This window comes from Streptomyces sp. NPDC033966 (assembly GCF_055575955.1).
Genome location: NZ_JBVIRQ010000007.1, coordinates 160047 through 172945 on the forward strand (window position 1 = coordinate 160047; position 12899 = coordinate 172945).

At 73.2% G+C, this 12899-nt stretch carries 15 protein-coding genes; 4 read left to right on the forward strand and 11 right to left on the reverse strand.

Annotated features, from left to right (window positions below):
• Positions 1-8: 8 nt before the first annotated feature.
• Positions 9-935, reverse strand: coding sequence for an LLM class F420-dependent oxidoreductase (locus tag ACZ518_RS21505; RefSeq protein ID WP_469114598.1), 927 nt, complete (start codon positions 933-935; stop codon positions 9-11).
• Positions 936-1138: 203 nt separating this feature from the next.
• Between ACZ518_RS21505 and ACZ518_RS21510 the strand changes: the two genes are divergently transcribed.
• Positions 1139-1420, forward strand: coding sequence for a hypothetical protein (locus tag ACZ518_RS21510; protein ID WP_469114599.1), 282 nt, complete (start codon positions 1139-1141; stop codon positions 1418-1420).
• 88 nt (positions 1421-1508) lie between these two features.
• Here the strand turns inward: ACZ518_RS21510 and ACZ518_RS21515 are convergent, their stop codons facing one another.
• The 4 genes from ACZ518_RS21515 to ACZ518_RS21530 form a co-directional block, all read right to left on the reverse strand.
• Positions 1509-1997: a DUF6099 family protein gene (locus tag ACZ518_RS21515; protein WP_469114600.1), complete on the reverse strand. Its 489-nt coding sequence runs from the start codon at positions 1995-1997 to the stop codon at positions 1509-1511.
• Between the two features lie 122 nt (positions 1998-2119).
• Positions 2120-2515 carry a nucleotide pyrophosphohydrolase gene (locus tag ACZ518_RS21520; protein WP_469114601.1) on the reverse strand — a complete coding sequence of 132 codons (396 nt, stop codon included), beginning with the start codon at positions 2513-2515 and terminating at the stop codon, positions 2120-2122.
• Positions 2512-3729, reverse strand: a complete 1218-nt coding sequence (locus tag ACZ518_RS21525; protein WP_469114602.1) for an AAA family ATPase — start codon at positions 3727-3729, stop codon at positions 2512-2514. Before ACZ518_RS21525 ends, ACZ518_RS21520 begins: the two co-directional genes overlap by 4 nt.
• Before the next feature lie 66 nt (positions 3730-3795).
• Entirely contained in the window at positions 3796-4191 is a 396-nt protein-coding gene (locus ACZ518_RS21530) for a cell division protein SepF (protein WP_125606022.1), read from the reverse strand.
• 98 nt (positions 4192-4289) lie between these two features.
• Here ACZ518_RS21530 and ACZ518_RS21535 point away from each other — a divergent pair, with 98 nt between their 5' ends.
• The 3 genes from ACZ518_RS21535 to ACZ518_RS21545 are packed head-to-tail and all read left to right on the forward strand — an operon-like array spanning position 4290 to position 6699.
• Positions 4290-4955 carry a TetR/AcrR family transcriptional regulator gene (locus ACZ518_RS21535; protein WP_469114603.1) on the forward strand — a complete coding sequence of 222 codons (666 nt, stop codon included), beginning with the start codon at positions 4290-4292 and terminating at the stop codon, positions 4953-4955.
• 43 nt (positions 4956-4998) lie between these two features.
• Positions 4999-5736 (forward strand): DUF2470 domain-containing protein, encoded by a 738-nt coding sequence (locus ACZ518_RS21540; protein ID WP_469114604.1) that lies wholly within the window; start codon positions 4999-5001, stop codon positions 5734-5736.
• 42 nt (positions 5737-5778) lie between these two features.
• Complete coding sequence (locus ACZ518_RS21545; protein ID WP_469114605.1) at positions 5779-6699, forward strand: NADP-dependent oxidoreductase; 921 nt, start codon at positions 5779-5781, stop codon at positions 6697-6699.
• A 137-nt stretch (positions 6700-6836) separates the two neighbouring features.
• Here ACZ518_RS21545 and ACZ518_RS21550 read toward each other — a convergent pair whose 3' ends face one another.
• Genes ACZ518_RS21550 through ACZ518_RS21575 form a run of 6 tightly spaced genes read right to left on the reverse strand, consistent with a single transcriptional unit; the run spans position 6837 to position 12539 of the window.
• The gene (locus ACZ518_RS21550; RefSeq protein ID WP_469114606.1) at positions 6837-8168 is read right to left on the reverse strand and encodes an LLM class flavin-dependent oxidoreductase; all 1332 of its coding nucleotides are present in this window, start codon (positions 8166-8168) and stop codon (positions 6837-6839) included.
• Positions 8169-8216: 48 nt separating this feature from the next.
• Positions 8217-9161, reverse strand: coding sequence for an ABC transporter permease (locus ACZ518_RS21555; protein ID WP_469114607.1), 945 nt, complete (start codon positions 9159-9161; stop codon positions 8217-8219).
• Complete coding sequence (locus ACZ518_RS21560) at positions 9158-9979, reverse strand: ABC transporter ATP-binding protein (RefSeq protein WP_469114608.1); 822 nt, start codon at positions 9977-9979, stop codon at positions 9158-9160. The genes ACZ518_RS21555 and ACZ518_RS21560 overlap by 4 nt, the downstream gene beginning before the upstream one ends.
• A 6-nt stretch (positions 9980-9985) precedes the next feature.
• The gene (locus tag ACZ518_RS21565; protein WP_469114609.1) at positions 9986-11023 is read right to left on the reverse strand and encodes an ABC transporter substrate-binding protein; all 1038 of its coding nucleotides are present in this window, start codon (positions 11021-11023) and stop codon (positions 9986-9988) included.
• Between the two features lie 14 nt (positions 11024-11037).
• A complete protein-coding gene (ssuE, locus tag ACZ518_RS21570; protein ID WP_469114610.1) occupies positions 11038-11583 on the reverse strand; it encodes an NADPH-dependent FMN reductase in 546 nt (181 codons plus the stop codon).
• A gap of 26 nt (positions 11584-11609) precedes the next feature.
• Positions 11610-12539, reverse strand: a complete 930-nt coding sequence (locus ACZ518_RS21575) for a TauD/TfdA dioxygenase family protein (protein ID WP_469114611.1) — start codon at positions 12537-12539, stop codon at positions 11610-11612.
• Positions 12540-12899 lie beyond the last annotated feature (360 nt).

Here is a 12899-nt window from a genome sequence, read left to right on the forward strand (position 1 = left end):
CGGCGGCCCTACCGGCCGAGCTGGGACAGGACTCGGGCGGAGATCAGCTCCAGGTGGTCCAGGTCCTCCAGGTCGAGGAGCTGGAGGTAGACCCGCGAGGAGCCGATGGCCGAGTAGGTGCCCAGCTTCTCCACGACCTCGTCCGGGGAGCCGGCCAGGCCGTTGGCCTTCAGCTCGTCGACCTCGCGGCCGATGGCGGCGGCCCGGCGGGCGACCTCGGCGTCGTCCTTGCCCACGCACACCACCAGGGCGTTGGAGTAGACGAGTTCGTCCGCCTTGCGCCCGGCCTCGGCGGCGGCCTCCCGGACCCGGGCGAACTGCCGCCGGCTGTCCTCCACCGAGGCGAAGGGCATGTTGAACTCGTCCGCGTAGCGGGCGGCCAGGCGCGGGGTGCGGCGCGCGCCGTGCCCGCCGATGAGGACCGGCACCTTGGCCTGGGCGGGCTTGGGGAGCGCCGGGGAGTTCTCCACCTGGTAGTGGACGCCCCGGTAGTCGAAGGAGGCGCCGGGTTCGGTGGCCCACAGCCCGGTGACGATGGCCAGCTGCTCCTCCAGCCGGGCCATCCGCTCCGCCGGGAAGGGGATGCCGTAGGCCCTGTGCTCCTCCTCGAACCAGCCCGCTCCCAGGCCGAGTTCCACCCGGCCGCCGGACATCTGGTCGACCTGCGCCACCTGGATCGCGAGGACGCCGGGCAGCCTGAAGGTACCGGCCGTCATCAGCGTGCCCAGCCGGATCCGCTTCGTCTCGCGGGCCAGGCCCGCGAGGGTGATCCAGGCGTCCGTGGGCCCCGGCAGGCCGTCGACCGAGCCCATCCGCAGATAGTGGTCCGACCGGAAGAACGCGTCGAAGGCCAGGTCCTCGGTGGCCTTGGCGACCCTCAGGAGGGTGTCGTAACTCGCACCCTGCTGCGGTTCGGTGAAAATGCGAAGATCCATGCTCTCCATCCTGCCCTTCCGACCCCTGCCGGGTGAATCTGCGTCAACCGGAAGGCCGACCCTCCGCCCCGCCAGTGACCAGGGCCGATGGGGATCGTTGGCTCGGACGGAGCCGGACCGCCCGGCCCGCGCGCCGGCGGCCTCCCGCCGATGCGTCCACCGCCCCCTTCCGCACCGGAAGGGCCAGGGCCGAGGAGGCCGCCATGTCCCACGAGTCCGCGCCAGAGCATCCCGGACAGACCGGACAGGCAGCACACGACCACGCACGTCAGGAGTCCGCGGCACCCGCCCAGGGCGGCGCGCCGAAGGGCCTGCTCCAGCAGATGGAGGAGCTGATGGCGGCGCTGAACGCCGACCTCTCCCAGCTCGACGCCGACCTCCAGCACTCCGCGGACCGCACCCTCCCGGCCGCACCGGCGTCCCCCGGCGGCCGCGCGTACGAGGGCCAGCTCCGCCCCGACCGCCACTCCGACCGGTCCTCCTGACCGCACGGGGGTCCCGTCGCGCGCGGCGGGACCCCTCAGCCACGCACCCGCCCGGCCACGCACCCGCCCGGCCCGCGCCCGGTCCGGTTCAGCTCACGCCCGATGCCGATCCCCGCTCGCGTACGGCCGCCATCCGGCGCAGCAGTGACCGCACCCGGTCGCTCGACTCGTCCGCCGCGTCGATCGACTCTATGCACTGCCAGTACAGGCCCTCGTCGTCCGTCGCGCAGGCCACCCCGACGAGGGCTATGCCCACCTCGCCGAGGAGCTCCTGGAGCCCGAGCAGCGCCTGCCGCATGTCGGCCATCCCGGTGAGCTGCGCCGCCCTCGGCGGCTGTTCGGGCGGTCTTCCCTCACCCCGCAGGGCCGCCCGGTCGATGACCCCGCACCCTCTGCCGCCGGCTTCCCCCAGTCCCCGTGCCTCCGCTCTCAGCTCCGGCGGCCCGGTGGCCGCCAGCCAGTTCCCCATGCCGTGCGCGAGCGCCTGGGCCTGCCAGGCCTCCCCCACGATGTCCCATGCCTCGCCGCTCCGCGCCAGCGCGTGCCGGCCGGCCGCGATGAGCCGTACCGCATCCATATGCCGTCCCCCGTCCGCACGACATCCCGCCGTTCTCCACTACCCAGAGTGAAGGCAACGAGCCAGTAAAGCCAGGGGTATTCGGAAATCTGTGGACACAAACATGGTTGTGGACGACGCCATCACTCCGAAGAGTGACAATCTGGTGTCGAAGTGCCGGTTACCGGGAAGCGGTGCTCGTTCCTCTCGATCTTCGCGGCCAGCGCATCCAGCACATCAACCCCGAGAACCTCACAGAACTGCAGCAGATACGCCATCACGTCGGCGACCTCGTCGGCCACTCTGTGTGCGCTCTCGGGTTTCTCCATGACCGCCGCCGACTGTTCCGGAGTCAGCCACTGGAAGATCTCGACCAGTTCGGCGGCCTCCACGCTCAGGGCGACGGCCAGGTTCTTCGGCGTGTGGTACGGGGCCCAGTCCCGGGCGGCCGCGAAATCGGCCAGCCGTCGCTGGAGTTGGTACAGGCGTTCGTCTCGCTGAGGTGCGGGCCCGTCACCCGTGAGTGCTGCGTCTTTCATGGGGACAGGTCTACCACTGAGACGCCGGGGACCCCCCGTCCGGTTCCCGCGGTGTCCTCGCCGACCGCCGCCACCAGCCTGATGTGCCCGCGAGCCCCGGACAGCAGCGCCAGCCGCAGCAGTTCGGCGGCCTGCCGGCGGTCCAGCCCCCGGTCCAGGCCGTCGGCGAGGACGGTCAGGGCCTGGCGGGCGGAGAGCAGTTCGGCGGCCGGGTCCACCTCCAGCACCCCGGGTCCGGTGAGCAGGACCAGGGCCATCGCCAGGAACCGCAGTTCGCCCGCGCCGAGCCGGTCCAGGCCGGTGGCGGGGCGGCCGGGGCCGCGGTCCAGCACGGCGGCCACGAGCCCGGGGCCCCCCGCGGCCGCCCGTACGTCCAGCCCCGCCACCGGCCCGGCGCAGCCGGCCCGCGCCGCCCCGGCCAGCAGCGCGTGGCGGGTGCCGCATTCGTGGCGGGTCCGGCGCAGTACGTCGGCCAGGTTGGCGCAGTCGGTCCGCAGCCGGCCCTCGCCAGCCGGGACGGGCGCCCGCATCCGGCCGGGGTCCGGGTCGCAGGCGAACACCGCGCGCAGGGCCACCACCACCTGCTCGGCGGCGGCCAGCACCCGGCGCTGGCCCGCCGTGGACCCGGCGACGCGCAGCGGCAGCAGTCCCGTGCCGAGGCGGTCGTCGGGCATCGGCGCGCGGGTCACGCCCACGGTGCCGCCGGTGAACCAGGCGGCCTCGACGGTGCTCCGGCGCGGGTCGCGCAGGGCGGTGGCGAGCAGGATCCGGCCGTCCTGGGAGAGCCGTTCGCCCGCGATGCGCAGCACGGGCTCGGCCTGGACCGCGAGGTCGAGGCGGACGGGGCCGCAGGGGCCGTCGACCGTGCAGCCGAGGCGGAAGCCGCGCCGCCCGCCGGCGTCGGGGAGGGCCCGCTCGGGCACCCGGGACCCGGGGTCGGGGAAGGCCTCGCGCAGGGTCGCCCCGGAGGCGAGTGCGGCCAGCGCCCGGTAGGCGTCCAGGGCATGGGACTTGCCGCTTCCGCTGGCGCCCGTGAAGAGGGTCACGGGGCCCAGCGGGAACGCGGCCGCCCGGTGCGGCCCGAAGGCGGAGAGCCGCAGCTCGGTGACGGTCGGGCGTAACGGGCTGTCAGCCGATGGCTCGGCGCACGGCGGTGTGGCGGTCGGGGCGGCGGCGGGCCCGCCGGGCCCCGCCGCGTCCAGGGTGGCGTCCATGGGCGGACGGTACGGTCCGCCCGGGTGCCGGGGTGGCCGCCGAACCGTTCCGCCGCCGCGACCTTCCTACGATCGGGGGACGGCAGCCGCCGCGATGCCCTCCACCTCGGTCCCGACCGGGGCCAGCAGGAAGACGTTGCGGTCGACCCGGTGCATGCCGCTGCCCAGGCCGAAGACCACACCGCTGCTGAAGTCGAGGATCCGCTTGGCCACTTCGCTGTCCGCGCCGGTGAGGTCCAGCAGTACGGGGATCTGCGCGATCAGGTACTCCGCCACCTCCCGCGCGTCGGCGAAGATCTGAACCCGGATCACCACGAAGCGCCGCTGTTCCGCCGCGGCCGCTCCGGGGGCCTTGGGGATGGTGCGGTGGTCCACCCGGGAGGGCCATTCGTTGCGACTGCGCAGGGGTACCACCTGCGCGAGTCCCTCCCACTGCTCGTCGGTGACGTCGTACCTGCTCACCGGGCCGCCTCGGCCGTGCGCTTCATGTGCATCCACCCATCCTCTCGTGTTTCACCCGTTCAGCCCAACACCGACACGAAGGACGTAGGGTCGCCGCCATGACCAATGGCGACGAGGTCCGCACGTTGAGCGACACCGCGGGCTCCGGACCCGCCCCGCCCGGCGCCGCGGGGAGCGGCGGGCCGGCCGCGCGGCCGCTGCGGCGCGAGGACGCGATACGCAACCGCGCGCAGATCCTCGCCGCCGCGGAGCAGTTGTTCACCGAGCGGGATCCGCGCGGCGTGACGATGGACCACATAGCCAAGGCTGCCGGTGTCGGCCGGGCCACGCTCTACCGGCGGTTCCCCGATCCGGCCTCCGTGGCCGCCGCGCTCCTGGACGAGCACGAGCGGACCCTGCGGGGGCGCCTCGCGTTCGGCCCGCCGCCGCTGGGCCCCGGCGCCCCGCCGGCGCAGCGGCTGGCCGCCTTCTACGCGGCGGCCCTGGAGCACCTGGAGCGGCACCTGCCGCTGGCCCTGGGCATCGGCCCGGGCCCGGCCCGGTTCGCGGGCGGCACCTACCGGCACTGGCGCGCACACGTCCGGGCCCTGCTCGTGGAGGCGGGCGCCGTGGATCCCGACGTCAGCGTGGACGCCCTGCTCAGCCCGCTCTCCCCGGAGGTCTACCAGTTCCAGCGGCACACCCTGGGCTTCGCGTCCGCGCGGATCGCCGAGACGCTCGGCCGGCTGGCGCGCGGGGTACTGCCCGACCCACAGATAGGTTAGGTTAGGCATACCTAAGTCAATCTCCGATGAGGGAGAGATCCGCATGCGCCTGCCCGGTGCCTCCGCCGCCACGCCCGCCGCCCGGCCCACCGAGGCCGAACTGGTCCGCTCCGTCCTGGCCGCCGCCCACTCGATGACGGTCGTCATCGACGGCGTGCGCCACGAGGTCCGCAACCTGGACGGCGGGGACGTGCTCGGCCGGCTGCACCTGCACCCCGCCGCACCCCTGGCCGGGCACCCCGCCGCACTTCCGGACGGCGGACTGCCGGCCATCCGGCTGGAGTTCACCGACATCGCCCCTACGCCCGTACGCGACCGGGTGCGCGCCCGCGTCACCGTCCTGGGCCACCTGCTGACCCCCTGGGCCGACGAGGCCTCCGCCCCGGGCGCCACCACCTGCGTGGAGTACGGCCAAGCGGTCCTGGAGACCGCGCGGGGAACCTCGTACATCGGGCTGGACGAGCTGGACGAGGCCTGGCCCGACCCGCTGGCCCCCTACGAGGCCGGCATGCTCACCCACCTCCTCGACGACCACCCCGAGCTGGTCACCCTGCTGCTGCGGCTGGTCCGGCCGCTGCCCTCGGCCGCCGTGATCCGTGCGCTGCCGCTCGCCATGGACCGGTACGGCATCACCCTGCGCCTGGAGGAGCGCACCGGCGACCGCGACGTACGGCTGCCCTTCCCCTCCGTCCTCGACGACGTGGACCAGGCCGGCACCCAGATCCAGGCGCTGCTCAGCGCGGCCCGGCGCAGCTCGCACCGCAACACCCTGCCGGCCTGACGGGCCGGAATACCCGGCCGCGGACCCGCGTTGGGGACGATCATGAAGGCCATCGCATACAGCGCATACGGAACTCCCGCCACACTCCGGCTCGTTGACTTACCGCAGCCCAAGGTGGGCCCGGGCGAGGTGCTCGTCCGGGTCAAGGCCGCCGGGGTCAACCCGGTGGACTGGAAGCTCGCCGCCGGATACCTCGACCCCATCCTCGAAGTCCGCTACCCGGTCATACCCGGCTGGGACGTGGCCGGAGTCGTCGAAGCGGTGGGTGAGGACACCTTCGACTACGCCGTCGGCGACGAGGTCTACGGCTACGTCCGCAAGGAGTGGGTCGAACTCGGCACGTACGCCGAGCTGGTCTCCGCCCCCGTCCGCACGCTCGCCCGCAAGCCCCGCGAGCTCAGCTTCGAGCAGGCCGCGGGCATCCCGCTGGCCGGCCTCACCGCCTACCAGTCACTCACCCGCGCCGGCCTCAGGGCCGGGGAGACCGTGGTCATCCACTCCGCGGCCGGGGGCACCGGATCCTTCGGCGTGCAGATCGCGGTCGCGCTCGGCCTGCGGGTCATCGGTACGGCGGGCGCGCACAACCACGACTACCTGCGCTCCCTCGGCGCGGAGCCCGTGCTGTACGGGGAGGGACTGGCCGACCGGATCCGCGAGCTCGCGCCCGACGGCGTCGACGCGGGCCTGGACTTCTACGGCGACGACGTCGTCGAGACGCTCCAGTCCCTGGTCCGGGAACGCCACCGGGTGGTCTCCATCGCCGACTACGACGCGGCCGCCAAGGGCGCCCACCAGCTGTGGGTACGCCCGGACACCGCCGACCTGACCTTCCTGGCGGAACTGGCCGACGCGGGGAAGCTCACGGTCAACGTGGAGCACGCGCTGCCCCTCGCCGAGGCGGCCAGGGCCTGGGAGCTGAGCGCCGCGGGCCGCACCCGCGGCAAGATCGTCCTGACCGTCTGACCGGCCCCCGTGGCATACGTCCGCGCCGCCGGAGCAAAGGGCTCCGGCGGCGCGCACCCCCTCAGGACAGGCCCGGCGGGTGGCTCAGGTGGGGGCCGGGCCGCCCCGGGCGGCGGGGACAGCGGCGGCACATTCGGTCAGACGGCCTCCCGGGTGTGCCGGTTGACCGGCCGGGCAAGGCCGTAGTTCTCGCGCAGGGTGCGTCCCGTGTACTCGGTGCGGAACAGACCCCGGTCCTGGAGGATCGGCACGACCTGGTCGACGAAGTCGGTGAGGCCGGTGGGCAGGACGGGCGCCATGATGTTGAAGCCGTCGGCGGCGCCCTGGGTGAACCACTCCTCCAGCTGGTCCGCGATCTGCTCGGGGGTGCCCGCGAAGACGCGGTGGCCGCGGCCGGCGCCGAGGCGTGCGATCAGCTCCCGCAGGGTGAGCCCGTCGCGGCGGGCGATCTCGGCGACGAGCGTGAAGCGGCTCTTGTTGCCGTTGATCTCCCGCTCCTCGGGCAGGGCGGGCAGCGGGCCGTCGAGATCGGCGCCGGTGAGGTCGGTGCCCAGCATCCCGGACAGCTGCGCGAGCCCGTACTCGGGGACCTGGAGCTCGGTGAGCTCCCGCTCCAGGGCCTTCGCCTCGGCCTCGGTGGCGCCGATGACGGGGGCGATGCCGGGCAGGACGAGCAGCTCGTCCTCGGTGCGGCCGTACCGGGCGAGGCGGGACTTGAGGTCCTTGTAGAAGGTCTGGCCGTCGGCGAGGGTCTGCTGCGCGGTGAAGACGGCCTCCGCGTACCGGGCCGCGAACTCCTTGCCGGACTCGGACGAGCCGGCCTGCACGAGCAGCGGGTACCCCTGCGGGGAGCGGGGCACGTTGAGCGGTCCCGCGACGCCGAAGTACTCGCCCTTGTGCGCGGCGGGGTGGAGCTTGTCGGTGTCGGCGTAGATGCCGCGCTCCTTGTCGAGGACGATCGCATCGTCCTCCCAGCTGTCCCAGAGCTTGGTGGCGACGTCGAGGAACTCGCGGGCCCGGTCGTAGCGCAGCCCGTGCTCCAGGTGCTCCTCGCGGTTGAAGTTGCGGGCCTCGTCGAGGGTTCCGGAGGTGACGATGTTCCAGCCGGCGCGGCCGCCGCTGATGTGGTCGAGGGAGGCGAACTTGCGGGCGAGGTTGTAGGGCTCGTTGAAGGTGGTGGAGACGGTGGCGATCAGGCCGATGTGCTCGGTGACGGCGGCGATCGCGGAGAGCAGGGTGAGCGGCTCGAAGCCGCCGAGGGCGTTGTACCGGGCCTTGCCCCACAGGGCCACGCCGTCCGCGAAGAAGATCGAGTCCAGCCGTCCGCGCTCGGCGGTGCGGGCCAGCTCCTGGAAGTAGCGCACGTCGGTGACGCGCTCGGGCCTGCTCGCCGGGTGCCGCCAGGCGGCGTCGTGGTGGCCGGCGTTCATCAGGAAGGCGTTGAGGTGGAGCGTGCGGGGTGCGGGCATGTCTGTTCCCTGGGTCGGGCGGGCGGGGACGGGGCGCGGGGCCGTGGGTCAGGAGGGGACGCGCCAGAGGCTGAGACGGCGTTCGACCGCCACCAGGACCTGGTTGAAGGCCACGCCGATCGCCGAGATCGTGACGATCCCCGCGTACATCTGCGGAATGGCGAAGTTGAACTGCGAGGCGTTGATCAGGTATCCGAGGCCCGCCTTGGCACCGATCATCTCGGCGGCCACCAGGACCAGGATCGACACGGCTCCGGCCAGCCGGATGCCCGTGAAGACGGCCGGGACGGAGGCCGGCAGGATCACCTTCTGGAAGAGCCTGGGGGTGGACAGGTCCATCGACCGGGCCAGCCGGACCAGGGTGGGGTCCGCGTTGCCGACGGCACTGATGGTGTTCAGCAGGATCGGCCAGACACAGGCGTAGACGACGATCGACACCTTCGAGGTCTCCCCGATGCCGAGGAGCAGGACGAAGACGGGGAGCAGTGCGAGGGCCGCCGTGTTGCGGAACAGCTCCAGCAGCGGGCCGAGGAACGCCGCGACGGGCCGGTACCAGCCGATCAGGAGCCCGAGCGGGACCGCCACCACGACGGCGATGGCGAAGCCGCCGAAGGACCGGGTGAGGCTGGCGCGGGCGTGCTCGCCGAGCTGGCCGTCGCCGAGCAGCCCCCACCAGGCCCGGGCCACCTCGCTGACCGGGGGCAGGAAGGTGGCGTCGACCAGCCCGATCCGGGGCGCGGCCTCCCACAGCACGAGCAGGGCGAGGATCGCGGCCGAGCGCAGCAGCCCGGCCCCCAGCCGGCGCAGCAGGGGGACTCCCCGGGCCGGCCGGCGGACGCCCGGCGCCGCGGCGGGGGCCGCCGGCCGCGTCCCGTCCCGTACGGCGCCCGGGTCCGCGTGGCCCGGTCCGGCGGGGACGAGCGTGCCGGACCGGCCGCGCGGGGCCGGCGCCTGCCCGGCGAGGGTGGCGGTGACGGGTGCATCGGTGCTCATGCGGCGGCCTCTTCCTTCTCCAGTCGCTGGGCGCGGGCCACCTCGTCGTGGAGCAGGCTCCAGATCTCGTGGCGGTATCGGGCGAACTCCGGGCTGGAGCGCAGGTCCTCGCCGGTGGCCCCGGTGAGCCGGTCGCCGAGCGAGACCGGGACGACCTCCTTGACCCGGCCCGGCCGGGAGGTGATGACCGCCACCCGTTGCCCGAGGTACACGGCCTCCTCGATGCCGTGCGTGATGAAGACGACGGTCTTGCCGGTCCGCTGCCAGATGCGCCGCAGCTCGTCCTGGAGGGACTCGCGGGTCTGCGCGTCCAGCGCGGCGAAGGGCTCGTCCATGAGCAGCACGTCCGGGTCGTACGCCAGTGAGCGGGCGATCGCGACCCGCTGGCGCATCCCGCCGGACAGCTCGTGCGGATGCCGGTCCTCGAATCCGCCGAGTCCCACCAGCTCCAGGAACTCCCGGGCCCTCGCGGCTCGTTGCCTACGCGGGACGCCGGTGGCCTCCAGGCCGAATTCGACGTTGCCGAGCGCGGTGCGCCAGGGCAGGAGCGCGTACTGCTGGAAGACGATGCCCCGGTCGAGTCCCGGCCCGGTGACGGGCCGGCCGTCGAGCAGGATGCGGCCGGAGGTGGGCCGGGTGAGGCCGCCGAGGAGGTCCAGGAGGGTGGACTTGCCGCAGCCGCTGGGTCCGACGACGACCAGGAACTCCCCCGCCGCGATCTCCAGGTCGATCCCGTCGAGCGCGGTGAACTCACCGCCTCCCCTTCCCCCCTTCACCGGGAACGTCTTGCTCACGGACTCGAACACGATCTTGGCCATGCCGGTTCAGCCCTTCCCCTGGCCGTTGAACTCGTTGGTGTACAGGTCGGCGGCCTTGAGCCGGCCCGGCTTGATCTCGCCCCGCTCGCCGAGCCAGTCCAGCCACAGCTGGAACTCCTTGTCCTCGATCCGCCCGTACGAACCGGCGACCCCGTACGAGCGCCAGTACCGGAGGGTGGCGGTGTCCTCGTTGCGGCCGCGCTTCTTGACGATCTCGGTCTGCCGGGCGATGACCTCCTCGCGCGGGGTGGCGCGCGACCATTCGATGGCCTTGCCGACCCCGGTGACGAAGGTGCGGACGGTGTCCGGGTTCTCCTTCACGAACTGCTTCGTCATCACGTACGAGCCGGCGCTGAACTTGCCGAGCAGGTCGTAGTCGCTGAACAGCGGTCTGATCCCGCCGGCCGCGACCGCCTTGTCGCGCAGTACGCCGCCCAGCACCCCGACCTCGATCTGCTTCTGCCGCAGCACCTGCTCGGTGTTGACGGGCGGTACCACGAGCGCCTCGACCTTGGCGGAATCCGCCTTCGACACCCCGTTGCGGCTCAGGTAGATGTCCAGGAGGGCCTGGGCGTGCGCGCCCAGGGTGTTCATGCCGACCTTCTTGCCGAGCAGGTCGCGGGCCGAGCGGATCGGGCTGTCCTCCAGGACGTAGTAGCCGCTGTACGCGTCCTGATCGACCCCGTAGTAGGAGATGACGGAGGTGATCGGGGCCTTGCTGGAGGCGAGTTTGACGATCGCGCCGTTGAAGGCGCCGCCGAAGTGGATCTGACCGGTGGCGGCGGACTGGATGTCCTGCGGGCCGCTGATGGTGTTGCCGACCCACTCCAGCTTGAGGTTCCCGAGGTAGCCGAGGTCGGCGGCCAGCTCGGGAAGGGTGACGGCGCCCACGTTGCCCTGGTACTTGAGCGTGGTGACCTGGCCGCCGGAGCGGCCGGGGCCGCCTCCGGTGGCGGTGGCCGTGCCGCAGCTCACCGCGGCCGCCGAGATGCCGAGCAGGGTCAGGAACTGGCGCCGGGAACGGACGGCGGATGCTGCGGACATGACGGATCCTCGGGTTACGGGACGGTGGTGAGGGCGGGGAGCGCGTCGGCGAACTCGTCGACGGCCTGGAAGAGGTCCAGCTCGGCCTCGGGACGCAGCCGGTCGGGGCCGGCTCCGCGTTCGACGGAGGAGTCCAGGACGAACCGCCCGGCGGTGACGTGCCGGGCTCCGAGGGCGGCGAGCACCGGGCGCAGGGCGTAGTCGATGGTCAGGACGTGAGCGAGGCTGCCACCGGTGGCCACGGGCAGTACGGTCTTCCCCGCCAGCCCGTCCTGCGGGAGCAGGTCGAGGAAGGCCTTGAGCAGCCCGGTGTACGAGGCCTTGTAGACCGGCGTCGCGATGACCAGGCCGTCCGCCGCGGCGACGGCCTCCAGGGCGCGGCGGATCTCCGGCTCACCGCGCCGCGCGGACAGCAGGTCGGCGGCGGGGAGGGTGCGTACGGACAGGTGCGCGGTCTCGAACCCGGCATGGGCCAGGCGCCGCAGCACGTGGTCGGCGACGACCTCGGTGCGGGAGTGGGCGGAGGGGCTGCCGGTGAGGGCGAGCAACTTGGACGGCACGGCGTACTCCTAAGTCGTGGGGGGGGTCAGACGGAGGCCGAGGCTCCGGACGCGATGCCGAACGACGGCTCGGGAACGCTCTCGGGGCTGATCAGGCGGGAGGGCGCCCCGTCGGGCCCGACGGGGACGTCGCCGTCGACGGTGACGCGGCGCAGGGTGCGCTCGTGGTCGTCTGAGTCGTCGACGCCGTAGTGCTGGGTGGCGCGGTTGTCCCAGATCGCGACGTCACCGGCGCGCCACTGCCACCGCACGGTGTTCTCGGGGCTCTCGATGTGCGCCTGGAAGAGGTCGACCAGGGCCCGCGAGTCGCGCCCGGTCAGGCCCTGGATCCGCTGCACGAAGTTGCCGAGGAGCAGGGTCCGCTCGCCGGTCTCGGGGTGGACGCGGACCAGCGGGTGCTCGGTGAGGAACGTGGTGGAGGTGAACACCTCCCGGTACTGGACGAGGGCCTCGGGGAGGGCGTCCGGCTTCAGGGCCGCGTAGTCGTACTCGTTGGAGTGCACGGCCCGCAGCCCGTCGGCGAGCGCCCGCAGCGGCTCGGGCAGGTGGGAGTAGGCGGTGGCGGTGTTGGCCCAAAGGGTGTCGCCGCCGTACGGGGGGATGGTGACGGCCCGCAGGATCGAGAAGGCGGGGTAGGCCGGGACGAAGGTCACGTCGGTGTGCCACTGGTTGGCGCGGGCGCCGTGGTGGGAGTCGATGCCGAGGGCGTACCGCCCGTCCGCGGACGGCACGGTGGGGTGCGCGACGGGCGTCCCGAGCAGCTGGGCGAAGGCCTCGTGGGACGCCTCGTCGAGGTGGTCCTGGCCGCGGAAGAAGACGACCTTGTGGGCGAGCAGAGCGGCCCTGACCTCGGCGACGGTCTCGGCGGCGAGCTCGCCGCCGAGGCGTACGCCGCCGATCTCGGCGCCGATGCGGCCGCCGATCTTCGTGACGGTGGTGGCGGTGGCAGTGGCCATGAGGACTCCTCGGTAGTTATTTCCGCAGCGGAAGAAATGAGCGCAGCAAGATCCCGGCCCTGGAGTGCGGGAGCGGCCGGAACTACACCCCTGGCCCCGGCGGCGATCACGCGGCGGGGCGGCCAGGGGGCCAACGGGGGTCGGGGACTCAGACCCCGAGAAGGGCCGTACAGCGGCCCGGACACCGGCCCGGCGCGCTACAGGGGCCGGAAGTGTGGAGCCGCGGGGCGAGGTACGCGTTCGCGGTCATGGCTCGGAGCCTGTCAGCGCCGCCGTACGGGGTCAACCCCCGCCCAGCCCCCTTGCCGAGCCCTGCCACAGCACCGCTGACCTGCGACTTCTCCCCGCCGGACGGCCGAA